Source organism: Bradyrhizobium sp. WBOS07 (assembly GCF_024585165.1).
Lineage (GTDB): Bacteria > Pseudomonadota > Alphaproteobacteria > Rhizobiales > Xanthobacteraceae > Bradyrhizobium > Bradyrhizobium japonicum_B.
Genome location: NZ_CP029008.1, coordinates 2,545,049 through 2,568,650, shown reverse-complemented (window position 1 = coordinate 2,568,650; position 23,602 = coordinate 2,545,049). Strand labels below are relative to the sequence as shown.

Below are 23,602 nucleotides of genomic sequence, written 5' to 3'. Positions count from 1 at the left end.
AAACTCAGAAAATGAAAAAAGCGAAGAAACGCGCTTGGGTGGCTCGTTCCGGGATTCTACATCAAGGGATGCGGGATGACGACATCAAAGGCCCCGGTGTTCAGCGCTTCGTGAACCGGGTCCGGCGACGCCTCGACCAAATGCTGCCCGTCGCGAGCGGTGAAACCAACCGTGCTGCGCTGTGTTGAGGGCGAGCAGGGCGGCCCAAGCCGGCGACATGTTCGGAGACTCCGATGATCAGGACCGTCAATTTCGCCCGTGCGCCGATGCTCGCCCTTCCGCTGCTCGTCGCTTTGTGCGGCGTGGCCCGCTGCAATGATCCGGCCGAGTCGTCGCGCGACACGATCATCCAGAACGTGCGTGAGGACGTGCGGCGACACATCCGATCACGGGAAGCAGGCAAGGCCACGAAACGTCCGGAACAGAGCCAAGCGGCAACGCAGGCTCGCGCCACGAAGAAGCGAAACCGTGCGGGGGCGGAGTAGACGGAGATCGGCGCGCGCCCCCGTGGCCCGGGGAAAGTGTTGCAAATGAGTATCAGGTGAGCGCGCTTGATGCACCCGCCCCCACAATTCAGCCAATCGGGTGAAGACGCGGCGGGTGGTCTGCCCATAAAACTCTGCACCAGAAGCTTGCGGGATTTTTCTCCCGCCAAGGCTCGGGCTGAACCAAGCAGGGGGCTGATCGAATACCATGAAGGCAGGAATTCTCCGCCGCGGCTTTGCCGTTGCCGTACCTTTTTTGCTTAGTCTGTTTGCGACGCGATCGGCCTCGGCACAGGAGGTCAATGTTCCGCAGCAAGTCATCAACAACACCGTCCAGAACATCATCCAGACCGTTCGCGATCAGATCCAGAAGCGCAGGGTCGTTGCGCCTCCGGGAATGCTGCGCTTCAGCGGAGAGGAGTCGGATTTCGACCGCCGCGACCCCTTCGCGTCCAGAGGGGTCAGCAATCCGTTCGGCGCGCTGGCCTACGCCAAGGATCCGTACGTCAAGGCTCCGGCCCTTGCGGCGCCGCCCCCCGCCGCGTGGCTTTACGGCGCGAACCTGGTCGGCAGCGGCGACAGGGCGCAGGCGTCCGGGGTCGAAGTCAGCGTCGCGACGATGACCGGCGCGGTCGATGTGACCAGGATCGGCATCTTCACCGCAACCGACGCGCTGACCTTCATTGCGACCGGCTCCCATTCATGGGCGCACACCTTCACGACGGGCGGAGTGACGACCGATGGCTCAATTCCATCGACCTCCGGCACCCTCTCTTATCTCAACGGTGGTTTTTCGACCGACTTCACGGCGCTCGCGAGCTGGACGCGCAACACGTCCAGCGTGGCCCTTGTTGCGCCCGCGGACGGCAGCAGCATGGCCTATACCTGGAACGGCCAATATCGGTTCGACTTCCCGTACACGGTGTGGATGGAGCCCACCGTCGGGTTGACCTATTCGGAGAGCTATACCGCCAATTTCGGCACCAAGGCGGGCGATTCAACCGAATTTCACGGTGGCATGCGCGTCGGATTCGAGGCGGACTTGCTGGGCTTTAAGATCCAGCCGTCGATCTCGGGTCAGTACTACAGGATCGTGGATGCGGGCGGCGCCGGCGCCCTTGGAGGTGCGGTTCCCGTTGCGGCCGGCGTGATCGGTACCAATGGCCTTCGCGGTTCCGCAAAGGTCAACGTGCTCTGGACGCCGCAGCTGTCGTCCTACCTCGAAGTTCATGGCAGCAGCATCAACGTGCCGAACCCGCTTCTGCCTGGCGTTGGCGGACTCGGAACCTCGATCGCCGGTACTCAGGCCGGCCTTCGCTATACCTGGTAGGGCGATTTCCAAGACGGATGCCCGCCGTAGCCAAACGGAAAGGCCGCCCAAAGGCGGCCTTTTTGTACCAAATCGGACCTTTTCGGTTGTTTAGCGGATCGCCGACGTCCCGGCGCTGGTCACCACCACCGGCTTGCCGGCCTTGATCACCTGGCTGGACTGGGCGGTCTGGCTGTAATCGGCATTGGTGCGGGCCGCGATCCCGAAGCCGGCCACCATGATGCCGGCAACCAGCGCCACCACCACGATCTTCAGGTGGGTCGCACGATCAGCAGAGTGAATTGAGTGGTTCATCTGAGCCTCCCGACGGGCTTTGCCGCCGTCTATGGCTCTTGTCTTAAGGACCATCTGTTTCCGGATGGTTTCGCGGGTTCCGCAAAATGGTTTCATCTTGCCGCCCGGCTGGTTTCGTCGCTCGGCAGCCTGAAGCCGGGAGCCCGCTGGTCGCGTCCGGCTCCGCCGGCGCCTGGCGAGCGCCCGGGCTTCCGCTAGCGGACCCGTGGATCGGCTAATCCGAAGAGTGCGTCGGCCGCAATCTTGGGAGCAATTGGATCGGTTCTAAGAGTCTTTCTAAGAAGCTTTCAATTAGGGAATTTGCGCGCCCTCCCATAAGCGTGACCTCCAAGCGCATGCCGTCGGGGGACAGGCGGCATGTCGTAGCGAACATGCAGCTTTGGGGTGGCGCGTTGAACAGTCTTGGAATGCTGCGGTCGGCCGTGTTGGCGACCGCATCCGCTTTGGTGTTGATGCCGCAGGCATCGCTTGCCCAATCGTCCGCGCAGAGTGGGGCGCAAAATTTGCCGGCGGTGACCGTCACCGCGCCGGAAGCGCGTCGCCGCGCAGCCACGACCTCGCAGCGCCGTGCGCCGCGGGCGTCGGACCAGGTCGCCACGCGAAACAGACCGCAGCAACCGCAGCGCAATGTCGGCTTCGTCGAGACGCCGCGCGGTCCGGTGAACGGCTACGTCGCCGGGCGCAGCTCGTCCGGCACCAAGACCAACACGCCGATCATCGAGACGCCGCAATCGGTGTCGGTGATCGGCGCCGAGCAGATCCGTGACCAGAAGCCGAACAAGCTCGACGAGGTGCTGCGCTACACCGCCGGCGTGCGGGCAGGGACGTTCGGCACCGACACCCGCAACGATTGGTGGCTGATCCGCGGCTTCAAGTCCGAGGATATCGGGCTGTTCCTCGACGGCATGCAGCTGTTCTACACCTCCTATGCCAGCTGGAAGCTGCAGCCGTTCAACATGGAGCGCGTCGAGGTGCTGCGCGGTCCGTCGGCGGTGCTGTACGGCGGATCGAGCCCGAGCGGCATCGTCAATGTCATCAGCAAGATGCCGCCGGCCGAGCCGATCCGCTACGTCGAGACCGGCGTCAACAATTTCGGCAACGCCTATGTCGGCTTCGATTTCGGCGGACCGGTCACGGTCGCGCCCGAGAACGGCAAGCTGTTCTATCGCGTCGTTGGCCAGGTCCAGAACGGTGGTACCCAGGTCAACTTCACGCCCGACAACAATTATTTCATCGCGCCGTCGTTTACGTGGAAGCCGGATGCCGACACCACCTTCACGGTGCTGGCCTCGGCCTCGAAGCAGGATACCCGCGGTATCAACTTCCTGCCCTACCAGGGCACGGTGACCTCCGCACCCTTCGGCAAGATACCCACCAGCTTCTTCGTCGGCGACCCCACCGTCGACAAGTTCACGCGCGAGCAGGAGATGCTGGGCTATCGGTTCGAGCGCAACCTCACCGACGACCTGACGTTCCGTCAGAACGCTCGCTTTGCGCATGTCGATATCAGCTATCGCGGCTACGTCGGTAACGATTGGGCCAACATCAATACGGCGACGCTCAATCGCTACAATTGGTATGCGAAGAACACGGCCAATCAGGCCAATCTCGACAACCAGCTCGAGTATCGCTTCAACACCGGTCCGGTCAGGCACACGATGCTGTTCGGGGTTGACCTGAAGGGCTATCAGATCGACGACTACCAGGCCTTCGGGTTCGGTGTGCCCTCGATCAACGTCTTCAATCCGGCCTATGGGGCAGCCGAGGTTTCCTTGCCGAGCGCGCCGTTCCGTAACTTCCTCATTACGCAGAAGCAGGCCGGCACCTATCTCCAGGACCAGATGAAGCTCGGCAATTTCACCCTAGTGCTGAGCGGCCGCAACGACTGGGTCGAGACGACACAGGAAGCCCGTGACACCGGCGGTTTGGTCAGCAGCCGCGACGACAGCAGGTTCAGCGGACGCGCCGGCCTGATCTACAATTTCGACAACGGCATCGCGCCCTACGTCTCTTATTCGACGAGCTACAATCCGATCATCGGGCTCAACGCGGCGAACCAGCTGTTCCTGCCGGAGACCGGCAAGCAGGCCGAAATCGGCGTGAAGGTCGCGCCGGTGGGATTCGACGGCTATTTCACGGTCTCGGCTTTCGATCTGGTCCGTCAGAATGTCGCGACCACATTGCCGGGCAGCGTCCCGATTCTGCAAAATCAGACCGGCGAGGTGACCTCGCGCGGCATCGAGCTTGAAGCGGTGGCCAATGCCACCAAGGAGCTGAAATTCATCGGCTCCTTCACGTCCTACAATCTCTTTGTGAGCAAGGATCTCGATCCGACGCTGATCGGCAAGACGCCGACCAACACGCCCGAACTTCTGGTCTCGGGCTGGGCCGACTACACATTCCGGGACGGACCGCTCGCAGGATTCGGCTTCGGCGGTGGCGTGCGCTACATCGGCGCGTCCTGGGCGGATACAGCCAATACGCTCGAGGTCCCCGCAGTCGTGCTCGGCGATCTCGCGCTCCACTACGAATGGCAGAACTGGCGTACCGCGCTGAACGTGATCAACCTGACCGACAAGATCTACGTCGCGAGCTGCGCGTCTGCCGCGTCATGCTTCTACGGCGATCGCCGGCGCGTGACCGCCAGCGTGTCCTACAAATGGTGAGGAGGGGCGAGGGGCGATATCGGTCGGGCCGGCCTGATCTCAACGGTCCTTCCGTCCCTGTTTGGCCTGCCGCAACGCTTCCCTCAGGAGATAGATGAGCTCCCGGGCCATGCCTCCGGCCCGAAGCTCATCCGAGCGCGGCACGCGCGACGGCCCTCCACGTCGCCGTCGCCGCGCTCGCGGCGGGGCCCCGGCCGGCTCCGTCCCTACCGCGATGCATGGCTCGTCTGATGGCCTGCGCCTGTGGATAGGTGTCCTTGCTCCAGCTTGACCTGGACCTGTTTTGGCTCGCGGCTGCACAACCCCCGGGCCCTCGGGCGTTGAAGCCGATAAGGCCAGCCAAGATGTCACCGGCGGGGGGCAGGGCGAAGGTTCCTGAAGTGGGTCTTATCCCGGGTTGCCTGTGCTGCCGCAGCCGAAAAGCCGGTATTTTTCTCAGGCGATCGACGGCAAGACGCTGCCGTGGCCCGCGCGCCGCAATCTCCGCGTTGCTCCCCTGCAAAACCGGCGGCTGCCCTTGCTGGGCCCTGCGATCTGCTCCATACCAGCGCGGGGTGATTCCGGGATTTTCACCATTCTGGCAGCGGCAAAGGGCCTGAAAAGAGCGTGTCTTGCGCCCATTGGTGCACTGCGCTAAGGCTCAGAATAATTCCAAATCGGACGAATCCGTGGCTGTCCCGAGGCTGCGGGAAAAAGGGCTCGCCAATGAGCGGCATTCTGCAGAACTATCTTCCACTCGTCGTCTTTATAGGGGTAGCGGGCCTGATTGGCCTCGTGCTGCTGATCGCGCCGTTCATCGTGGCGTTCCAGCAGCCGGATCCGGAAAAGCTGTCGGCGTATGAGTGCGGCTTCAACGCCTTCGACGACGCGCGCATGAAGTTCGACGTCCGCTTCTACCTGGTCGCCATCCTCTTCATCATCTTCGACCTCGAGGTGGCGTTCCTGTTTCCCTGGGCGGTGGCGTTCGGCAAGCTTGGCGCGACCGGCTTCTGGTCCATGGTGGTGTTCCTCGCCGTGCTGACGGTCGGGTTCGCCTATGAATGGAAGAAGGGAGCACTGGAATGGGATTGACCCCTGCAGCGTCCACGGGTCCGGTCGTCGCGCCGGCCCCCAAGGGCATCCTGGACCCGTCGACCGGCAAGCCGGTCGGGGCCAATGATCCGTTCTTCCTCGAGGTCAATTCCGAGCTGTCCGACAAGGGCTTCTTCGTTGCCGCGACCGACGACCTCATCACTTGGGCGCGCACCGGCTCGCTGATGTGGATGACCTTCGGTCTCGCCTGCTGCGCGGTCGAGATGATGCAGGTGTCGATGCCGCGCTACGACGTCGAGCGCTTCGGCTTCGCGCCGCGCGCCTCGCCGCGCCAGTCCGACGTGATGATCGTTGCCGGCACGCTGACCAACAAGATGGCGCCGGCGTTGCGCAAGGTCTACGACCAGATGCCAGAGCCGCGCTACGTCATCTCGATGGGCTCCTGCGCCAATGGCGGCGGCTATTATCACTATTCCTACTCGGTCGTGCGCGGCTGCGACCGCATCGTGCCGATCGACATCTACGTGCCGGGCTGCCCGCCCACGGCGGAAGCGCTGCTCTACGGCGTGCTGCTGCTGCAGAAGAAGATCCGGCGTACCGGCACCATCGAACGCTAAGGTTTTACGTCATGGACGACGCCAAGCTCGACGCCCTGGGGCAGACGATCGTTAGCGCGCTTCCGGGCGCCGCCACCGGTCATTCGGTCGCCTTCAACCAGCTCACGGTCGAGGTCGAGGCCAGCAAGATCGTCGAGGTGGTCAAGTACCTCCGCGACGACCCCGGCTGCCGCTTCGTCAACTTCACCGACATCACCGCCGCGGACTATCCGTCGCGCGAAAAGCGCTTCGACGTGATCTATCACTTCCTGTCACCGACCCTGAACGCACGGATCCGGCTCAAGGCACAGGCTGACGAGACCACCCAGGTGCCGTCGCTGATCGACGTCTTCCCCGGCGCCGACTGGTTCGAGCGCGAGGCCTATGACCTCTACGGCGTATTCTTCGTCGGCCATCCCGACATGCGCCGCATCCTCACCGATTACGGCTTCGAAGGGCATCCGCTGCGCAAGGACTTCCCGACCACCGGTTTCGTCGAGGTCCGCTACGACGACCAGGAGAAGCGGGTGGTGTACGAGCCCGTGCGTCTGAACCAGGAATTCCGCAAGTTTGATTTCTTGTCGCCTTGGGAGGGTGCGGATTACCCGCTGCCTGGCGATGAGAAAGCAGGACCGAAGGCCTGATCATGAACGAGCAACCTGAACAGCTTCGCAACTTCACCATCAATTTTGGACCGCAGCATCCCGCGGCCCACGGCGTGCTGCGCCTTGTGCTCGAATTGGACGGCGAAGTCGTCGCGCGCGTCGATCCCCATATCGGCCTGCTGCACCGCGGCACCGAAAAGCTGATCGAGCAGAAGACCTATCTGCAGGCGATCCCTTACTTCGACCGGCTCGACTACGTCGCGCCGATGAACCAGGAGCACGCCTTCTGCCTCGCGGCCGAAAAGTTGCTCGGCATCGAGGTGCCGCGCCGCGGCCAGTTGATCCGCGTGCTCTATTGCGAGATCGGCCGCATTCTCTCTCACCTTCTCAACGTTACCACGCAGGCGATGGACGTCGGCGCGCTGACCCCGCCGCTGTGGGGCTTCGAGGAGCGCGAGAAGCTGATGGTGTTCTACGAGCGCGCCTCGGGCAGCCGTATGCACGCAGCTTACTTCCGTGTCGGCGGCGTGCATCAGGATCTGCCGCAGAAGCTGGTCGACGACATCGAGGCCTGGTGCGATCCGTTCCTGAAGGTCGTCGACGATCTCGACCGCCTGCTCACCGCCAACCGCATCTTCAAGCAACGCAACGTCGACATCGGCGTGGTGCCGCTGAAGGAGGCCTGGGAGTGGGGCTTCTCCGGCGTGATGGTGCGCGGCTCGGGCGCGGCCTGGGACCTGCGCAAGTCGCAGCCCTATGAGTGCTACGCCGAGATGGATTTCGACATTCCGATCGGCAAGAACGGCGATTGCTACGACCGCTATCTGATCCGCATGGAAGAGATGCGCCAGTCCGTGCGCATCATGAAGCAGTGCATCCAGAAGCTGAACGCGCCTGACGGCAAGGGTCCGGTCGTCGTTGAGGACAACAAGGTCGCGCCGCCGCGGCGCGGCGAGATGAAGCGCTCGATGGAAGCGCTGATCCATCACTTCAAGCTCTACACCGAGGGCGTGCACGTGCCGGCCGGCGAGGTCTACGCCGCGGTCGAGGCGCCCAAGGGCGAGTTCGGCGTCTATCTGATCTCCGATGGCACCAACAAGCCGTACAAGTGCAAGATCCGCGCGCCGGGCTTCGCCCATCTGCAGGCCATGGACCACATCTGCCGCGGCCATCTGCTCGCCGACGTCTCCGCGATCCTCGGCTCGCTCGACATCGTGTTCGGAGAGGTCGATCGTTGATGGGGCAACAGGCGCCGATCCAGTTCGACCGTGCCTCGGGGGCCCTGGAAGGGGCCAACCTGTGGGAGCGGACGGCTGCCTTGGCGCTGGTGACGGGATCGAAGATCTCCTCGCACTTCTCGCACATGGGCTACATCGCCTGCGCGAATTTGCTGCGCAAGACGCTGCCCGAGCGCAACATCGCGATCAGGCTCAACCCCGACGCCGTGTTCGAATTCCCCTACGGCGACGGCTATTGGAGCAAGCTGCTCAACCGCTCCTACAATTACGAGGACGAGCTCGAGCTGCTGTTCGCCAATTCCATCGACGTCGACTACACCTTGCTCGATTGCGGCGCCAATTACGGCTACTGGTCGGTGCTGGTCTCGAGCAAGCCGTTCGGCGCGCACAAGGCGATCGCGATCGAGCCGTCGAGGCAGAACTACCCGAAGCTCGTCAACAACGCCCGCGTCAACGGCAATCGCTTCGAGACCATGAAATGCGCGATTGGTGCCGTCCGCGGCACCGCGCGGCTGTCCGGCACCAAGCACGAGGCCTTCAGCATCGCCGGCGATCCCTCGGCGGGCGGTGAGGAGGTGCCGGTCATCTCGCTCGACGATCTGATCGAGGACGGCAAGGTCGCGGCATCAGGCAAGTATCTGATCAAGCTCGACGTCGAGGGCGTCGAGATCGAGGCGATCAAGGGCGGCGCGCGGCTGCTCCAGGCCGACAGCGTCATCATGTGCGAGGAGCACGGCAGCGACCGCAATCACTCGGTGTCGCGCTACATCCTCGAACAGACCCCGCTGAAGCTGATCGTGTTCGATCCGCGCAGCAGACGGATGGAGACCGTGACCGAGCTGTCGATCCTCGACCGCATCAAGGTCTCGACTCACGTCGGCTACAACGTTTTCGGCACCGCAAGCGCATTCTGGCAGGACAGGATCGAAGCCCTGAATGCGAAGACCGCGCGCCGTATGCAGTGAGAGATTGAAGAGATGTCCGTTCGTCGATTAGCACCGAAGGAAGTCCAGCCCGCGAGCTTCGCGTTCACGGAGGAGAACCTTGCGTTCGCCAGGCAGCAGATCGCGAAATATCCGGCCGGTCGGCAGGCTTCGGCCGTCATCGCCATCCTCTGGCGCGCGCAGGAGCAGAACGAGGGCTGGGTGTCCGAGGCCGCGATCCGCGTCATCGCCGACATGCTCGACATGCCCTATATCCGGGTGCTGGAGGTCGCGACCTTCTACACCATGTTCCAGCTCGCCCCGGTCGGGAAGAAGGCCCACGTCCAGGTCTGCGGCACCACGCCGTGCCGGCTGCGCGGCGCCGAGGATCTGATCCACGTCTGCGAGCACCGCATCCATCACGAGCCGTTCCATCTGTCCAAGGACGGCAATTTCAGCTGGGAAGAGGTGGAGTGCCTGGGCGCCTGCGTGAACGCGCCGATGGTGCTGATCGGCAAGGACACCTATGAGGACCTGACCAAGGAAAGCTTCGGCAAGGTGCTCGACGGCTTCGCCTCGGGCAATCCGCCCAAGCCCGGTCCGCAGAACGGCCGCCAGTTCTCGGCGCCGATCACCGGGCCGACCACATTGAAGGAGATCACCTGATGCGTGATCTCGTCGCAATCGGAGGGACCGAGGTCGTGAAGAAATGGGGCTTCGTCGCCATGCACGCCGCGATCGCGGCTTCCTTCATGTTCCTGCTGCAGCGTTTCTTCCTGAACGCGTCGCAGGAGACCAGCTTGCTCTGGGCGCTGTTCTTCGCAGTCTGCGCCGCCGGACTTGCCTACAAGCAGTCCACTCGTTGATCGGAAAGCACTGACATGCTCGAGGACAAGGACCGCATCTTCAAGAACCTCTACGGCCTCCACGATTGGGGTCTCGAGGGCGCGCGGCGCCGGGGCGCCTGGGACGGCACCAAGGCCATCATCGACAAGGGCCGCGACTGGATCATCAACGAGATGAAGGCCTCAGGGCTGCGCGGCCGCGGCGGCGCCGGTTTCCCGACCGGCCTGAAATGGTCCTTCATGCCGAAGGAATCCACCGACGGTCGTCCCAGCTATCTCGTCGTCAACGCCGACGAGTCCGAGCCCGGCACCTGCAAGGATCGCGAGATCATGCGGCACGACCCGCATCTTCTCGTCGAGGGCTGCCTGATCGCCAGTTTCGCGATGAACGCGCATGCCTGCTACATCTACGTCCGCGGCGAGTTCATCCGCGAGCGCGAGCGCCTGCAGGCCGCCATCGACCAGGCTTATGAGGCCAAGCTGGTCGGCAAGGACAACGTCAACGGCTGGCCGTTCGACATCTATGTCGCGCACGGCGCCGGCGCCTATATCTGCGGCGAGGAGACCGCGCTACTCGAAAGCCTCGAAGGCAAGAAGGGCCAGCCGCGCCTGAAGCCGCCGTTCCCGGCCAATGTCGGCTTGTTCGGCTGCCCGACCACCGTCAACAACGTCGAGTCAATCGCGGTTGCGCCTGATATCCTGCGCCGCGGCGCGGCCTGGTTCGCCGGCATCGGCCGCCCGAACAATGTCGGCACCAAGCTGTTCTGCATCTCCGGCCATGTCGAGCGGCCCTGCAACGTCGAAGAGGCCATGGGCATTCCGTTCCGTGAGCTGATCGAGAAGCATTGCGGCGGCATCCGCGGCGGCTGGGACAATCTCAAGGCCGTGATCCCCGGCGGCTCGTCGGTGCGCATGGTGCCGGCCGAGCAGATCATCGACACGCCGATGGATTTCGACTCCTTGAGCAAGCTGCGCTCGGGCCTCGGCACCGCGGCCGTGATCGTGATGGACAAGTCGACCGATCTGATCCGCGCCATCGCCCGCATCTCCTATTTCTACAAGCACGAGAGCTGCGGCCAGTGCACGCCGTGCCGCGAGGGCACGGGGTGGATGTGGCGCGTCTTGACCCGCATGGCCGAGGGCCGCGCCCACAAGCGCGAGATCGACATGCTGCTCGAGGTGACCAAGCAGGTCGAAGGCCACACCATCTGCGCGCTCGGCGATGCGGCGGCATGGCCGATCCAGGGCCTGATCGCGCATTTCCGTCACGAGATCGAAGCGCGCATCGACCAGTATTCGCACAGGGCAGACATTGACGATATCGGCGTCCGCGATCCCGTGAACATGGTCGCGGCGGAGTAAGAGACATGACCAAGCTCATCATCGACGGCAAAGAGATCGATGTCCCGCCGGAGTACACGCTGCTTCAGGCGTGCGAGGCGGCCGGCGCCGAGATTCCGCGCTTCTGCTACCACGAGCGGCTGTCGATCGCCGGCAATTGCCGGATGTGCCTCGTCGAGGTGAAGGGTGGACCGAAGCCGGTCGCGAGCTGCGCCTGGGGCGTGCGCGACTGCCGTCCGGGCCCCAAAGGCGAGCCGCCGGAGATTTCGACGCGTTCGCCGATGGTGAAGAAGGCGCGCGAAGGCGTGATGGAATTCCTGCTGATCAACCATCCGCTGGACTGCCCGATCTGCGACCAGGGCGGCGAGTGCGATTTGCAAGACCAGGCGATGGGCTATGGTGTCGACACCAGCCGCTTTGCCGAGAACAAGCGCGCGGTCGAAGACAAATATCTCGGCGCGCTGGTCAAGACCTCGATGAACCGCTGCATCCAGTGCACGCGCTGCGTTCGCTTCTCGGCGGAAGTCGCCGGCGCGCCCGAGATGGGTGCCACCGGCCGCGGCGAGGACATGGAGATCACGACCTATCTCGAGCACGCGCTGACCTCGGAATTGCAGGGCAACCTCGTCGACATCTGCCCGGTCGGCGCCTTGACCTCGAAGCCCTATGCCTTCGCGGCGCGTCCGTGGGAGCTCGGCAAGACCCAGTCGATCGACGTGATGGACGGCGTGGGCTCTGCGATCCGCGTCGACACCCGCGGCCGCGAGGTGATGCGCATCCTGCCGCGCATCAACGAGGCCGTGAACGAGGAGTGGATCTCCGACAAGACCCGCCACGTCGTCGACGGACTGCGCACGCAGCGGCTCGACCGCCCCTATGTCCGTGAGGCCGGCAAGCTGCGCGCGGCGAGCTGGCAGGAAGCCTTTGCCGCGATCGCCGCCAAGGCGGCGCGCACCGACGGCAAGCGCATCGGCGCGATCGCCGGCGACCTCGCCGGTGTCGAGGAGATGTTCGCGCTGAAGGACCTGCTCGCCAAGTTCGGCTCCGGCAATCTGGCGGTGCAGGGCGGCGATGCCTTCGATCCCGCGCTCGGCCGCGGCTCCTATATCTTCAACCCGACGCTGGCGGGCGTGGAGCAGGCGGATGCGCTGCTCATTATCGGCGCCAACCCGCGGAAGGAGGCGGCCGTGTTCAACGCCCGCATCCGCAAGCGCTGGCGCGCCGGCGGCTTCAAGGTCGGCGTGATCGGCTCCAAAGTCGATCTCACTTACGACTACGATCATCTCGGCGCGGGCACCGAGACCCTCGGTGAGCTTGCGGCCGGCAAGCACTCCTTCATGGACGTGCTGAAGAACGCCAAGAATCCGATCATCCTGGTCGGCGGAGGCGCCACCTCGCGCCACGACGGCGCCGCCATCCTCGCCGCCGCTGCCAAGCTCGCGCTCGACGTCGGCGTGCTCAAGGACGGCTGGAACGGCTTCGGCGTGCTGCACGAGACCGCCTCGCGCGTGGGCGCGCTCGACATCGGCTTCTCCGCAACCGGCGGCGGCCTGAACGCCGCGCAGATGACGACCTTCGGCACGCTCGACCTGCTGTTCCTGCTGGGGGCCGACGAGATCAACGCGCCTGATGGCACCTTCGTCGTCTATATCGGCACCCATGGCGACCGCGGCGCGCACCGCGCCGACGTCATCCTGCCGGCGGCAGCCTACACCGAGAAGTCCGCGATCTATGTCAACACCGAGGGCCGCGCGCAGATGACGGGCCGCGCCGCGTTCCCGCCGGGCGAAGCCCGCGAGGACTGGGCGATCGTCCGCGCATTGTCCGAGGCGCTCGGCAAGAAGCTCGGCTACGACTCGCTCGCGCAGCTGCGCCAGGCGATCTTCAAGGCCGTGCCGCACCTGATCCGTCTCGACCAGATCGAGGCCGGCTCCGCCGACCAGGTCAGGAAGCTGGCTGGGAAGGGCGGCTCGCCCGAGAAGGCGCCGTTCAAGCCGCTGGTCGAGGACTTCTATTTGACCAACCCAATCGCGCGTGCGTCCGCCGTGATGGCGGAATGCTCGCGCCTCGCCTCCGGGCACATGCTGACCGCAGCGGAGTGAGCGTGATCTGATGGAATTCTTCGAAAGCGCATTCTGGACCGGTTTCCTCTGGCCGCTGATCATCATGGTCGCGCAGAGCGTGTTGGTGCTCGTCGTCCTGCTGGTGGCGATCGCCTACATCCTGCTCGCCGACCGCAAGATCTGGGCGGCGGTGCAGATCCGGCGCGGCCCGAACGTGGTCGGCCCCTGGGGCCTGCTGCAATCCTTCGCCGACCTCTTGAAGTTCGTGCTGAAGGAGCCGATCATTCCGGCCGGCGCCAACAAGGGCGTGTTCCTGCTGGCGCCGCTGGTCTCATGCGTGCTCGCGCTCGCCGCCTGGGCCGTGATCCCGACCAATCTCGGCTGGGTGATCGCCGACATCAATGTCGGCATCCTCTTCATCTTCGCGATCTCGTCGCTGTCGATCTACGGCATCATCATGGCCGGCTGGTCGTCGAACTCGAAATATCCGTTCCTGGCCGCGCTGCGCTCGGCTGCACAGATGGTGTCCTACGAGGTCTCGATCGGCTTCGTCATCATCACGGTGCTGCTCTGCGCCGGCACGCTGAACCTCACCGGCGTGGTCGAGGCCCAGCACGCGCGCGGTCTCGCCAGCCTGATCGGCCTGCCGCAGCTCACCATCCTGAACTGGTACGTCTGGCCGCTGTTCCCGATGTTCGTGGTGTTCTACGTCTCGGCGCTGGCGGAAACCAACCGTCCGCCCTTCGACCTCGTCGAAGCCGAATCCGAGCTCGTCGCCGGCTTCATGGTCGAATACGGCTCGACGCCGTATCTGCTGTTCATGCTCGGCGAGTATGTCGCGATCGTCACGATGTGCGCGCTGGCGACGATCCTGTTCCTCGGAGGCTGGCTGCCGCCGGTGGACCTGCCGCCCTTCAACTGGGTGCCGGGGATCATCTGGTTCTCGCTGAAACTGTTCTTCATGTTCTTCCTGTTCGCGATGGCGAAGGCGATCGTGCCCCGCTACCGCTACGATCAATTGATGCGCCTCGGCTGGAAGGTGTTCCTGCCGCTGTCGCTGGTGATGGTGATCGTGGTGGCCGGCGTGCTGCATTTCGCCGGCATCGCGCCGAAGTGAGGGCTGTCATGGGTATCAACGTCAACGCCACTGCACGCTCGCTTCTGCTGTCGGAATTCGTCTCGGCGTTCTTCCTCGCCATGCGCTATTTCTTCCAGCCGAAGCCGACGCTGAACTATCCGTTCGAGAAGGGCCCGATCTCGCCGCGCTTCCGCGGCGAGCACGCGCTGCGCCGTTATCCGAACGGCGAAGAGCGCTGCATCGCCTGCAAGCTGTGCGAAGCGGTCTGCCCGGCGCAGGCCATCACGATCGAAGCCGGCCCGCGCCGCAACGACGGCACCCGCCGCACCGTGCGCTACGACATCGACATGGTGAAGTGCATCTATTGCGGCCTCTGCCAGGAGGCCTGTCCTGTGGACGCCATCGTCGAAGGCCCGAACTTCGAGTTCGCGACCGAGACCCGCGAGGAACTGTTCTATGACAAGGCCAAGCTGCTCGCCAACGGCGACCGCTGGGAACGCGAGATCGCGAAAGCGATCGAGCTCGACGCGCCGTACCGGTGAGGTGAGGGCATGATCCTTCCCGCGCTGTTCTTCTATCTCTTCGCCGGAATCTGCGTCGCCTCGGCGGTGATGGTGATTGTCTCGCGCAATCCCGTGCACTCCGTGCTGTACCTGATCCTGGCCTTCGTCAACGCCTCCGGCCTGTTCGTGCTGATGGGGGCCGAATTCCTCGGCATGATGCTGATCGTCGTCTATGTCGGCGCGGTCGCGGTGCTGTTCCTTTTCGTGATCATGATGCTCGACGTCGACTTCCTCGAGCTGCGCGAAGGCTTCATCGAGTACCTGCCGGTAGGCCTGGTGATCGGCGGCATCTTCCTGTTCGAGCTGCTGCTCACCGTCGGCTTCTGGGTCATCAATCCCGGCGTCTCCAAGACGATCACGGCGGCGATCCCGGCCAACGTCTCCAACACCGAGGCGCTCGGGCTCGTGCTCTATACGAAGTACATCCACTACTTCCAGCTCTCGGGCATGGTGCTGCTGGTCGCCATGATCGGCGCCATCGTGCTGACGCTGCGCCACAAGGCGAGCGTGAAGCGGCAGGACATCAACGTTCAGAACGCGCGCACGCCCGAGATGGCGATGGCGATGCGCAAGGTGGCGCCGGGGCAGGGGCTCTCGGATGCCGATGCGGCGGAGTGGGTGAAATGACGATCGGGCTCGGACATTACCTGGCGGTCGGCGCGATCCTGTTCACGCTCGGCATCCTCGGCATCTTCCTGAACCGCAAGAACATCATCGTCATCCTGATGTCGATCGAGCTGATCCTGCTCTCGGTCAACATCAACCTCGTGGCATTCTCGACCTTCCTCGGCGACATCGTCGGCCAGGTCTTCGCGCTGCTGGTGCTCACCGTCGCGGCGGCTGAAGCTGCGATCGGTCTTGCCATCCTGGTGGTCTATTTCCGCAACCGCGGCTCGATCGCGGTTGAGGACGTCAATCTGATGAAGGGCTGAGCTCTCAAATGGTTCAGGCAATCGTTTTCCTGCCTCTCTTGGGCGCCATTCTGGCCGGCCTGATCGCGCTCGTCGGCGCGCATGCCCGCAACCCCTCGGGTGACGAGCTCGATCATCACGGCGACCACGGACATGGCGACGCTCACGCCTCGACGGCCCATGACGCCCATGCCCATGACGCCCATGGCCATGACGACTATGGCCACGACGATCACGCTCACGGCCCGGCCGAGCCGCCGGCCGCCGGCTCGCGCGCTGCCGAGCTGATCACGACCGCGCTGCTGTTCGTCTCGGCCGCGCTGTCCTGGATGACGCTGGTCGATGTCGGCTTCATGCACCATGACGCCCGCATTCAGCTGCTGCCCTGGATCTTCTCCGGCGACCTCCAGGTCTGGTGGACGCTGCGGGTCGACACGCTCACCGCCGTGATGCTGGTGGTGGTGACCACCGTGTCCTCGCTCGTGCACCTCTATTCCATCGGCTACATGGACGAGGACCCGAACCGGCCGCGCTTCTTCGGTTATCTCAGCCTGTTCACCTTCGCGATGCTGATGCTGGTGACCGCGGACAACCTCGTGCAGCTGTTCTTCGGCTGGGAAGGCGTCGGCCTCGCCAGCTACCTCTTGATCGGCTTCTGGTACCAGAAGCCGTCGGCGAACGCGGCCGCCATCAAGGCTTTCGTGGTCAACCGCGTCGGCGACTTCGGCTTCGCGCTCGGCATCTTCGCCGTCTTCATGCTGGTCGGCTCGACCGATTTCGAGACGATCTTCCATGCCGCACCTGGCCTCACCGGCAAGACCATCAACTTCCTCGGCTGGCACGCCGACGCGCTGACCCTGACCTGCCTGCTGCTGTTCATGGGCGCGATGGGCAAGTCGGCGCAGTTCCTGCTGCACACCTGGTTGCCCGACGCGATGGAAGGCCCGACCCCCGTGTCGGCGCTGATCCATGCCGCGACCATGGTCACCGCGGGCGTGTTCATGGTGGCGCGCCTGTCGCCGCTGTTCGAGCTCGCCCCGACCGCGCAGGCCGTCGTGATGTTTTTCGGCGCCACCACGGCGTTCTTCGCGGCCACGATCGGCCTCGTCCAGAACGACATCAAGCGCATCGTCGCCTACTCGACCTGCTCGCAGCTCGGCTACATGTTCGTGGCGATGGGAGCGGGGGCCTATTCGGTCGGCATGTTCCACCTGTTCACGCACGCCTTCTTCAAGGCGCTGCTGTTCCTAGGCTCCGGCTCGGTGATCTACGCGATGCACCACGAGCAGGACATCCGCAACATGGGCGGGCTCTGGAAGAAGATCCCCTACACCTATGCAGTGATGGTGGTCGGCACCCTGGCGCTGACCGGCTTCCCGCTCACCGCCGGATACTTCTCCAAGGACGCCATCATCGAAGCGGCCTACGCCTCGCACAATCCGTTCGGGATGTACGGCTTCCTGATGACGATCGTCGCCGCCGGCCTGACCTCGTTCTACTCCTGGCGCCTGATCTTCAAGACCTTCCACGGCGAGCCGCATGACGAGCATCATTACGAGGCCGCGCATGAAGCTCCGCTCTGGATCCTGGTCCCGATCGGCGTGCTCGCGGTCGGCTCGTTCGTCGCGGGGTTCCCGTTCAAGGAGCTGTTCGCCGGTCACGGCGTCGAGGAATTCTTCCGCGAGTCCGTGAAGATGAACCCGCACATCATCGAGGAGATGCACCACATCCCGCAGACCATCGCATTCCTGCCGACGGTCATGATGGTGCTGGGCTTCCTGGTCTCGTACCTGTTCTACATCCGTCGGCCCTATCTGCCGGTCGAGCTCGCGAACACGCAGCCGATGCTGTACCAGTTCCTGCTCAACAAATGGTACTTCGACGAGCTCTACGACATCATCTTCGTCCGTCCGGCGAAGTGGCTCGGCTACCAGCTCTGGAAGAAGGGCGACGGCTTCGTCATCGACGGCTTCGGTCCCGACGGCGTCTCGGCCCGCGTGCTGGATGTCACCCGCAACGTCGTGAAGATCCAGACCGGCTATCTCTATCACTACGCGTTCGCCATGCTGATCGGTGCCGCCGGCCTGATCACCTGGTTCATGTTCGGCTTTGGAGGCCAGTAAATGACAACCTGGCCCATCCTTTCGGTCACGACGTTCCTGCCGCTGGTCGGCGCGCTGATCGTCTATCTCAGCCGCGGCGACGACGAGGCGGCCAAGCGCAATTCGCGCTGGATCGCGCTCTGGACCACGCTGATCACCTTCGCGGTGTCGGTGATCCTGGTCATGCGCTTCGACCCCGCCAATCCCGACTTTCAGTTCGTCGAGAAGGCGAACTGGCTCGCCACCGGCATCACCTACCACATGGGCGTCGACGGCATCTCGCTGCCGCTGGTGATCCTCACCACTGCCGTGATGCCGTTCTGCATCATCGCGAGCTGGAAGGCGATCAACAACCGCGTTCGCGAATATATGATGGCGTTCCTGATCCTGGAAACGCTGATGATCGGCACCTTCTCGGCGCTCGATCTCGTGCTGTTCTACCTGTTCTTCGAGGGCGGCCTGATCCCGATGTTCCTGATCATCGGCGTCTGGGGCGGCCCGCGCCGGGTCTACGCGTCGTTCAAGTTCTTCCTCTACACGCTGCTCGGCTCGGTCCTGATGCTGCTCGCCATCATGGCGCTGTACTGGAACGGCGGCACCACTGACATCCCGACCCTGATGCATACCGCCGTGCCGCGGAACTTGCAGACCTGGGCCTGGCTCGCCTTCTTCGCCTCCTTCGCGGTGAAGATGCCGATGTGGCCGGTGCACACCTGGCTCCCGGACGCGCACGTCGAAGCGCCGACCGCGGGCTCGGTGGTGCTGGCCGCGATCCTGCTGAAGATGGGCGGCTACGGCTTCCTGCGCTTCTCGCTGCCGATGTTCCCACTGGCCTCGCACGACTTCGCGCCGCTGATCTTCACGCTCTCGGCCATCGCCATCATCTACACCTCGCTGGTGGCCTTGATGCAGGAGGACATGAAGAAGCTGATCGCGTACTCCTCGGTGGCGCATATGGGCTTCGTCACCATGGGCATCTTCGCCGGCACCATGCAGGGCGTCGCCGGCGGCGTGTTCCAGATGATCTCGCACGGCATCGTCTCCGGCGCGCTGTTCCTCTGCGTCGGCGTCGTCTACGACCGCCTGCACACCCGCGAGATCGCGGCCTATGGCGGCCTCGTCAACCGGATGCCGCTCTACGCGATGACCTTCATGGTCTTCACCATGGCCAATGTCGGCCTGCCCGGCACCAGCGGCTTCGTCGGCGAGTTCATGACGCTGCTCGGCACCTTCAAGGTCTCGATCCCGACGGCGTTCTTCGCCAGCTTCGGCGTGATCCTGTCGGCGGCCTATGCGCTGTGGCTCTACCGCAAGGTCGTGTTCGGGGCGCTGGCCAAGCCGTCGCTGGCGAGCATGAAGGATCTCACCTTGCGCGAGTGCGTGATCCTGTTCCCGATGATCGCGCTGACGATCCTGTTCGGCGTCTATCCGAAGCCGGTGCTCGACATGTCGGCCGCCTCGGTCCAGCAACTCGTCAACAATTACAACAACGCTGTGACGGCCGTGAAGGCCGCCGCACTGCTCCATTGATCGGGCAGGTCAGGATATCGCCATGAGCTTCGAGACTGCAGGTTATCAACTGGCGCCAGTGCTGCCCGAGATCGTGCTCGCGATCGGCGCCATGGCTCTGCTGATGCTGGGCGCCTATCGCGGGCAGGGGACGACCGGTGCGATCACCTCCCTGGCGGTCGTGCTCCTGGTCGTGGTCGGCGTGCTCGAATACATGCTGCCCGCCGGCAAGCATGTGACCTTCGGCGGCAGCTTCATCGTCGACGATTTCGCCCGCTTCATGAAGATCCTGGCGTTGATCGGCTCGGCGGTGACGCTCGTGCTGTCGACCGAGTTCCTGTCCGACCCGTCGCGCCGCATCTTCGAATATTCCATCCTGGTGCTGCTCTCGACGCTCGGCATGATGGTGCTGATCTCGGCCGGCGACCTGATCTCGCTCTATCTCGGCCTCGAATTGATGTCGCTGGCGCTCTATGTCGTGGCGGCCTCCAACCGCGACAACGCCAAGTCGACCGAAGCCGGCCTGAAGTACTTCGTGCTCGGCGCGCTGTCCTCGGGCATGCTGCTCTACGGCGCCTCGCTGGTCTACGGCTTCACCGGCACGGTCAGCTTCACCGGCATCGCCGCGGCCGCGACGGTCTCGAATGTCGGGCTGGTGTTCGGTCTCGTCTTCCTGCTGGTCGGTCTCTGCTTCAAGGTTTCGGCGGTGCCGTTCCACATGTGGACGCCCGACGTCTACGAGGGCGCGCCGACCCCGGTCACCGCCTTCTTCGCCTCGGCGCCGAAGGTCGCTGCACTCGCCGTGTTCACCCGCGTCACGCTGACCGCTTTCCCGGGCATCGTCTCGCAGTGGCAGCAGATCCTGGTGTTCGTCTCGATCGCCTCGATGGCGCTCGGCTCCTTCGCCGCGATCGGCCAGACCAACATCAAGCGCCTGATGGCCTATTCCTCGATCGGCCACATGGGCTTTGCCCTGGTCGGTCTTGCCTCCGGCACGGTCGAGGGCGCCCAGGGCGTCCTGATGTACATCGTGATCTATGTCGCGATGACGCTGGGCTCGTTCTCGATCATCCTCGCCATGCGCCGCAACGGCCAGGCCGTCGAGCAGATCAGCGATTTCGCCGGCCTGTCGCGCACCAATCCGCTGCTCGCCTTCATGTTCGCGATGCTGCTGTTCTCGCTCGCCGGCATTCCGCCGCTCGCCGGCTTCTTCGCCAAATGGTACGTCTTCGTCGCCGCCATCAAGGCGAATTTGTTCACGCTCGCCGTCGTCGGCGTGCTGACCAGCGTGGTCGGCGCCTACTATTATCTCGCCATCGTCAAGACGATGTATTTCGACGAGCCGGCCGGACAGGTCGATCCGGTGCGCGTCGAGGTGAAGACGGTGCTGGCGGTTGCCGGCCTTTTCAACATCCTGTTCGCGCTGTTCGCAGGTCCCGTGGTGAGCGTCGCCTCCGCCGCGGCAAAGTCGCTGTTTTAGGATGGCTTTCGCGCTCGGTCCTCGCGCCTCATCCGCGGGCTACAAGCTCGCGGCGTTCGAGCGGACCGGCTCGACCAACACCGAGGCGATCGAGCGCGCCAGGGCCGGCGAACGCGGCCCGATGTGGTTCGTCACGTCCGAGCAGACCGCCGGCCGCGGCCGCCGTCAGCGGCCCTGGATCGCGCCGCGCGGCAATCTCGCCGCCAGCGTCCTCGAAGTCCTGGACGTCGCGCCGGCAATTGCCGCCACCATCGGCTTTGCCGCCGGGCTGGCCGAGGAGGCCGCCCTGGAGAAGGTCAGCCTCGAGGCCGCGCTCCGGCTCGGCGAGGGCCGTCCCCGCTACGCGCTGAAATGGCCCAATGACGTGCTGGCCAACGGCAAGAAGCTGGTCGGCATCGGTCTGGAAGCCGAGGCCGTCGGCGACCGCCTCGCCATCGTCGTCGGCATCGGCACCAATGTCGTCGCGGCGCCCGAGGGCACACCGACGCCCGCGGTGTCGCTGGCGGCGCTCGGCGTCCAGATCAGCGCCGAGGAGCTGTTCTCGGCCCTATCTGATGCCTGGGTCGAGTTCCGCGGGATCTGGGACAATGGAAGCGGCTTTGTCGAGATCCGAAGACTGTGGCTGGAGCGCGCCGCCGGCCTCGGCGAGAAAGTCTCGATCCACACGGGGGCGATGACGCTGGAAGGCATTTTTGACACCATCGACGACACCGGCTGCCTGATCGTGCGCACCGATGACGGCCGACGCCTGCCGGTGGCGGCAGGCGAGGTGTTCTTCGGCCCGGTCCGCTCGGTGGGAGCTGCATGATGGCGAAGCCCGAGGAACTGGTCTTTGCGCCGCTCGGTGGTGTCGGCGAGATCGGCATGAACCTGTCGATCTACGGCCTAGGCAACCGCCAGCAGCGCGCCTGGATGGCCGTCGATCTCGGCGTCTCCTTCGGCGACGAGGAGCATCTGCCGGGCATCGACCTGATCATGCCGGACATCTCCTTCCTGGAGAAGGAGCGCAAGAATCTGATGGGCCTGGTGCTGACCCATGCCCATGAGGATCATTTCGGCGCCATCATCGACCTCTGGCCGAAGCTGAAATGCCCGATCTATGCGACGCAGTTCAGCGCCGCGCTGTTCGAGGCCAAATGCGCCGCCGAGCGCAACGCGCCAAAAATCCCGGTGACGGTGGTGCCGTCAGGCGGGCGCATCGACGTCGGCCCGTTCAACGTCGAATTCATCCCCGTCGCGCATTCGATTCCCGAAGCGCACGCGCTGGCGATCCACACCTCGGCCGGCACGGTGCTGCACACCGGCGATTGGAAGATCGACCCGACCCCGACGCTCGGGGCTCCCACCGACGAGAAGCGGCTGCGTGAGCTCGGCGAAGAGGGCCTGCTCGCCTTGATCGGCGATTCCACCAACGCGGTGCGCGACGGGCGCTCGCCCTCGGAAGCCGAGGTCGCCCGGACCATCATCGATCTCGTGAAGGCTGCCAAGGGCCGCGTCGCCGTGACGACCTTCGCCTCCAACGTCGCGCGCATCAAGGCGGTTGCCGCCGCCGCCAAGGCCGCCGACCGCGAGGTCGTCGTGGTCGGCCGCGCCATGGAGCGCGTGGTGCAGGTCGCGCGCGAGACCGGCTATCTCGACGGCGTGCAGAATTTCCGCTCGCCCGAGGTCTACGGCCATCTGCCGCAGGACAAGGTGCTGGCGCTGTGCACCGGCAGCCAGGGCGAGCCGCGCGCCGCGCTGGCGCGCATCGCCAATGACGACCATCCCGAGATCACGCTCAACCGCGGCGACAGCGTCATCTTCTCCTCGCGCACCATTCCCGGCAACGAGAAGGCCGTCAGCTCGATCGTCAACAATCTGGTGCTGCAGGGCGTCGAGATCATCACCGACCGCGACGCGCTGGTTCATGTCTCCGGCCATCCCCGCCGAGACGAATTGCGCGACCTGATCGCCTGGACCAGGCCACAGCTCCTGATCCCCGTCCACGGCGAGGCCCTGCATCTGCACGAGCACGCCAAGCTGGCGCGGGCCGCCGGCGTGCCGCGCGTGCTGGTCTGCCGCAACGGCGACCTCGTCAAGCTCGGCCCCGGCGATCCCGGCATCGTCGGCGAGGTGCCGTCGGGGCGCCTCTACAAGGACGGCTCGATCTTGGAGGATTCCAAGTCCCGCGCCGTGGTCGAGCGGCGGCGCATGGCCTTCTCCGGCTGCGCCTTCGTCGCCATTGCCATGACCGAGCAGGGGGAGCTCGCCGACGATCCCGAGGTCGACCTGGTCGGAATCCCCGAGAAGAACCGGGCGGGCGAGCCGTTCGACGACATCGTCTTCGACGCCGTGATGTCGACGATCGAGGGTCTGCCGAAGGCGCGCCGCCGCGATGCGGATGCGCTGGCCGAGTCGGTGCGACGCGCCGTCCGGGCCGTCATCAACGAACATTGGGGCAAGAAGCCCCCCTGTCTGGTACACGTACTGACAGTCTAATTTGGGCATGATCTTTTCGGAAAACCGCTTCACACTTTTCCGGATCATGCCTTAAGGGGAGAG

The 23,602-nt window shown here is 64.5% G+C and carries 23 protein-coding genes; 22 read left to right on the top strand and 1 reads right to left on the bottom strand.

Features of this window, described 5'->3' with window-relative positions; genetic code table 11:
- Nucleotides 1–11 precede the first annotated feature (11 nt).
- The 3 genes from DCM79_RS12085 to DCM79_RS12075 all read left to right on the top strand — a co-directional run bounded on the left by DCM79_RS12085 (nucleotide 12) and on the right by DCM79_RS12075 (nucleotide 1,815).
- Entirely contained in the window at nucleotides 12–188 is a 177-nt protein-coding gene (locus tag DCM79_RS12085; RefSeq protein WP_257180035.1) for a hypothetical protein, read from the top strand.
- Nucleotides 189–233: 45 nt separating this feature from the next.
- Nucleotides 234–485: a hypothetical protein gene (locus tag DCM79_RS12080; RefSeq protein ID WP_257180034.1), complete on the top strand. Its 252-nt coding sequence runs from the start codon at nucleotides 234–236 to the stop codon at nucleotides 483–485.
- 208 nt (nucleotides 486–693) lie between these two features.
- Nucleotides 694–1,815, top strand: a complete 1,122-nt coding sequence (locus DCM79_RS12075) for an autotransporter outer membrane beta-barrel domain-containing protein (RefSeq protein ID WP_257180033.1) — start codon at nucleotides 694–696, stop codon at nucleotides 1,813–1,815.
- A 90-nt stretch (nucleotides 1,816–1,905) separates the two neighbouring features.
- Here the strand turns inward: DCM79_RS12075 and DCM79_RS12070 are convergent, their stop codons facing one another.
- The gene (locus tag DCM79_RS12070; protein WP_028136062.1) at nucleotides 1,906–2,109 is read right to left on the bottom strand and encodes a hypothetical protein; all 204 of its coding nucleotides are present in this window, start codon (nucleotides 2,107–2,109) and stop codon (nucleotides 1,906–1,908) included.
- Nucleotides 2,110–2,516: 407 nt separating this feature from the next.
- Between DCM79_RS12070 and DCM79_RS12065 the strand changes: the two genes are divergently transcribed.
- The 19 genes from DCM79_RS12065 to DCM79_RS11975 all read left to right on the top strand — a co-directional run bounded on the left by DCM79_RS12065 (nucleotide 2,517) and on the right by DCM79_RS11975 (nucleotide 23,539).
- A complete protein-coding gene (locus DCM79_RS12065) occupies nucleotides 2,517–4,775 on the top strand; it encodes a TonB-dependent siderophore receptor (RefSeq protein WP_257180032.1) in 2,259 nt (752 codons plus the stop codon).
- A gap of 705 nt (nucleotides 4,776–5,480) precedes the next feature.
- Entirely contained in the window at nucleotides 5,481–5,846 is a 366-nt protein-coding gene (locus tag DCM79_RS12060; RefSeq protein WP_008136158.1) for an NADH-quinone oxidoreductase subunit A, read from the top strand.
- Nucleotides 5,837–6,424, top strand: a complete 588-nt coding sequence (locus tag DCM79_RS12055) for an NADH-quinone oxidoreductase subunit B family protein (RefSeq protein ID WP_167772036.1) — start codon at nucleotides 5,837–5,839, stop codon at nucleotides 6,422–6,424. The genes DCM79_RS12060 and DCM79_RS12055 overlap by 10 nt, the downstream gene beginning before the upstream one ends.
- 11 nt (nucleotides 6,425–6,435) lie before the next feature.
- The gene (locus DCM79_RS12050) at nucleotides 6,436–7,047 is read left to right on the top strand and encodes an NADH-quinone oxidoreductase subunit C (RefSeq protein WP_257180031.1); all 612 of its coding nucleotides are present in this window, start codon (nucleotides 6,436–6,438) and stop codon (nucleotides 7,045–7,047) included.
- 2 nt (nucleotides 7,048–7,049) lie between these two features.
- A complete protein-coding gene (locus DCM79_RS12045; protein ID WP_028136066.1) occupies nucleotides 7,050–8,246 on the top strand; it encodes an NADH-quinone oxidoreductase subunit D in 1,197 nt (398 codons plus the stop codon).
- Nucleotides 8,246–9,211: an FkbM family methyltransferase gene (locus DCM79_RS12040; protein ID WP_257180747.1), complete on the top strand. Its 966-nt coding sequence runs from the start codon at nucleotides 8,246–8,248 to the stop codon at nucleotides 9,209–9,211. Before DCM79_RS12045 ends, DCM79_RS12040 begins: the two co-directional genes overlap by 1 nt.
- A gap of 12 nt (nucleotides 9,212–9,223) precedes the next feature.
- Complete coding sequence (gene nuoE / locus DCM79_RS12035) at nucleotides 9,224–9,835, top strand: NADH-quinone oxidoreductase subunit NuoE (protein ID WP_091885987.1); 612 nt, start codon at nucleotides 9,224–9,226, stop codon at nucleotides 9,833–9,835.
- Complete coding sequence (locus DCM79_RS12030; RefSeq protein ID WP_257180030.1) at nucleotides 9,835–10,035, top strand: hypothetical protein; 201 nt, start codon at nucleotides 9,835–9,837, stop codon at nucleotides 10,033–10,035. Before nuoE ends, DCM79_RS12030 begins: the two co-directional genes overlap by 1 nt.
- Nucleotides 10,036–10,050: 15 nt before the next feature.
- Nucleotides 10,051–11,376 (top strand): NADH-quinone oxidoreductase subunit NuoF, encoded by a 1,326-nt coding sequence (gene nuoF, locus DCM79_RS12025; protein WP_028136070.1) that lies wholly within the window; start codon nucleotides 10,051–10,053, stop codon nucleotides 11,374–11,376.
- A gap of 5 nt (nucleotides 11,377–11,381) precedes the next feature.
- Entirely contained in the window at nucleotides 11,382–13,457 is a 2,076-nt protein-coding gene (gene nuoG / locus DCM79_RS12020; protein ID WP_257180029.1) for an NADH-quinone oxidoreductase subunit NuoG, read from the top strand.
- Between the two features lie 10 nt (nucleotides 13,458–13,467).
- Nucleotides 13,468–14,535: an NADH-quinone oxidoreductase subunit NuoH gene (nuoH, locus tag DCM79_RS12015; protein WP_257180028.1), complete on the top strand. Its 1,068-nt coding sequence runs from the start codon at nucleotides 13,468–13,470 to the stop codon at nucleotides 14,533–14,535.
- An 8-nt stretch (nucleotides 14,536–14,543) separates the two neighbouring features.
- A complete protein-coding gene (gene nuoI / locus DCM79_RS12010) occupies nucleotides 14,544–15,038 on the top strand; it encodes an NADH-quinone oxidoreductase subunit NuoI (RefSeq protein WP_191093171.1) in 495 nt (164 codons plus the stop codon).
- 9 nt (nucleotides 15,039–15,047) lie between these two features.
- A complete protein-coding gene (locus DCM79_RS12005; protein ID WP_028136073.1) occupies nucleotides 15,048–15,686 on the top strand; it encodes an NADH-quinone oxidoreductase subunit J in 639 nt (212 codons plus the stop codon).
- Nucleotides 15,683–15,991, top strand: coding sequence for an NADH-quinone oxidoreductase subunit NuoK (gene nuoK, locus DCM79_RS12000; protein WP_008547737.1), 309 nt, complete (start codon nucleotides 15,683–15,685; stop codon nucleotides 15,989–15,991). The genes DCM79_RS12005 and nuoK overlap by 4 nt, the downstream gene beginning before the upstream one ends.
- A gap of 8 nt (nucleotides 15,992–15,999) precedes the next feature.
- Nucleotides 16,000–18,093, top strand: coding sequence for an NADH-quinone oxidoreductase subunit L (gene nuoL, locus DCM79_RS11995; RefSeq protein WP_257180025.1), 2,094 nt, complete (start codon nucleotides 16,000–16,002; stop codon nucleotides 18,091–18,093).
- Nucleotides 18,094–19,602, top strand: coding sequence for an NADH-quinone oxidoreductase subunit M (locus tag DCM79_RS11990; RefSeq protein WP_257180024.1), 1,509 nt, complete (start codon nucleotides 18,094–18,096; stop codon nucleotides 19,600–19,602).
- 22 nt (nucleotides 19,603–19,624) lie between these two features.
- Complete coding sequence (nuoN, locus tag DCM79_RS11985; RefSeq protein ID WP_257180023.1) at nucleotides 19,625–21,061, top strand: NADH-quinone oxidoreductase subunit NuoN; 1,437 nt, start codon at nucleotides 19,625–19,627, stop codon at nucleotides 21,059–21,061.
- A 1-nt stretch (nucleotide 21,062) separates the two neighbouring features.
- On the top strand, nucleotides 21,063–21,869 hold the full coding sequence (locus DCM79_RS11980; protein WP_257180021.1) for a biotin--[acetyl-CoA-carboxylase] ligase: 807 nt from the start codon (nucleotides 21,063–21,065) through the stop codon (nucleotides 21,867–21,869).
- Nucleotides 21,869–23,539 carry a ribonuclease J gene (locus DCM79_RS11975; protein WP_257180745.1) on the top strand — a complete coding sequence of 557 codons (1,671 nt, stop codon included), beginning with the start codon at nucleotides 21,869–21,871 and terminating at the stop codon, nucleotides 23,537–23,539. Before DCM79_RS11980 ends, DCM79_RS11975 begins: the two co-directional genes overlap by 1 nt.
- Nucleotides 23,540–23,602 lie beyond the last annotated feature (63 nt).

What these genes read in the sequence shown, in the direction of transcription:
- nuoE (WP_091885987.1), top strand. Translation starts at nt 9,224, where the DNA reads ATGTCCGTTCGTCGATTAGCACCGAAGGAAGTCCAGCCCGCGAGCTTC.
- DCM79_RS12080 (WP_257180034.1), top strand. Translation starts at nt 234, where the DNA reads ATGATCAGGACCGTCAATTTCGCCCGTGCGCCGATGCTCGCCCTTCCG.
- DCM79_RS12060 (WP_008136158.1), top strand. Translation starts at nt 5,481, where the DNA reads ATGAGCGGCATTCTGCAGAACTATCTTCCACTCGTCGTCTTTATAGGG.
- DCM79_RS11975 (WP_257180745.1), top strand. Translation starts at nt 21,869, where the DNA reads ATGGCGAAGCCCGAGGAACTGGTCTTTGCGCCGCTCGGTGGTGTCGGC.
- DCM79_RS12050 (WP_257180031.1), top strand. Translation starts at nt 6,436, where the DNA reads ATGGACGACGCCAAGCTCGACGCCCTGGGGCAGACGATCGTTAGCGCG.
- DCM79_RS12065 (WP_257180032.1), top strand. Translation starts at nt 2,517, where the DNA reads ATGCTGCGGTCGGCCGTGTTGGCGACCGCATCCGCTTTGGTGTTGATG.
- nuoG (WP_257180029.1), top strand. Translation starts at nt 11,382, where the DNA reads ATGACCAAGCTCATCATCGACGGCAAAGAGATCGATGTCCCGCCGGAG.
- DCM79_RS11990 (WP_257180024.1), top strand. Translation starts at nt 18,094, where the DNA reads ATGACAACCTGGCCCATCCTTTCGGTCACGACGTTCCTGCCGCTGGTC.
- nuoF (WP_028136070.1), top strand. Translation starts at nt 10,051, where the DNA reads ATGCTCGAGGACAAGGACCGCATCTTCAAGAACCTCTACGGCCTCCAC.
- DCM79_RS12085 (WP_257180035.1), top strand. Translation starts at nt 12, where the DNA reads ATGAAAAAAGCGAAGAAACGCGCTTGGGTGGCTCGTTCCGGGATTCTA.
- DCM79_RS12005 (WP_028136073.1), top strand. Translation starts at nt 15,048, where the DNA reads ATGATCCTTCCCGCGCTGTTCTTCTATCTCTTCGCCGGAATCTGCGTC.
- nuoN (WP_257180023.1), top strand. Translation starts at nt 19,625, where the DNA reads ATGAGCTTCGAGACTGCAGGTTATCAACTGGCGCCAGTGCTGCCCGAG.
- DCM79_RS12030 (WP_257180030.1), top strand. Translation starts at nt 9,835, where the DNA reads ATGCGTGATCTCGTCGCAATCGGAGGGACCGAGGTCGTGAAGAAATGG.
- nuoL (WP_257180025.1), top strand. Translation starts at nt 16,000, where the DNA reads ATGGTTCAGGCAATCGTTTTCCTGCCTCTCTTGGGCGCCATTCTGGCC.
- nuoK (WP_008547737.1), top strand. Translation starts at nt 15,683, where the DNA reads ATGACGATCGGGCTCGGACATTACCTGGCGGTCGGCGCGATCCTGTTC.
- DCM79_RS11980 (WP_257180021.1), top strand. Translation starts at nt 21,063, where the DNA reads ATGGCTTTCGCGCTCGGTCCTCGCGCCTCATCCGCGGGCTACAAGCTC.
- DCM79_RS12040 (WP_257180747.1), top strand. Translation starts at nt 8,246, where the DNA reads ATGGGGCAACAGGCGCCGATCCAGTTCGACCGTGCCTCGGGGGCCCTG.
- DCM79_RS12055 (WP_167772036.1), top strand. Translation starts at nt 5,837, where the DNA reads ATGGGATTGACCCCTGCAGCGTCCACGGGTCCGGTCGTCGCGCCGGCC.
- DCM79_RS12075 (WP_257180033.1), top strand. Translation starts at nt 694, where the DNA reads ATGAAGGCAGGAATTCTCCGCCGCGGCTTTGCCGTTGCCGTACCTTTT.
- DCM79_RS12070 (WP_028136062.1), bottom strand. Translation starts at nt 2,109, where the DNA reads ATGAACCACTCAATTCACTCTGCTGATCGTGCGACCCACCTGAAGATC.
- nuoH (WP_257180028.1), top strand. Translation starts at nt 13,468, where the DNA reads ATGGAATTCTTCGAAAGCGCATTCTGGACCGGTTTCCTCTGGCCGCTG.
- nuoI (WP_191093171.1), top strand. Translation starts at nt 14,544, where the DNA reads ATGGGTATCAACGTCAACGCCACTGCACGCTCGCTTCTGCTGTCGGAA.
- DCM79_RS12045 (WP_028136066.1), top strand. Translation starts at nt 7,050, where the DNA reads ATGAACGAGCAACCTGAACAGCTTCGCAACTTCACCATCAATTTTGGA.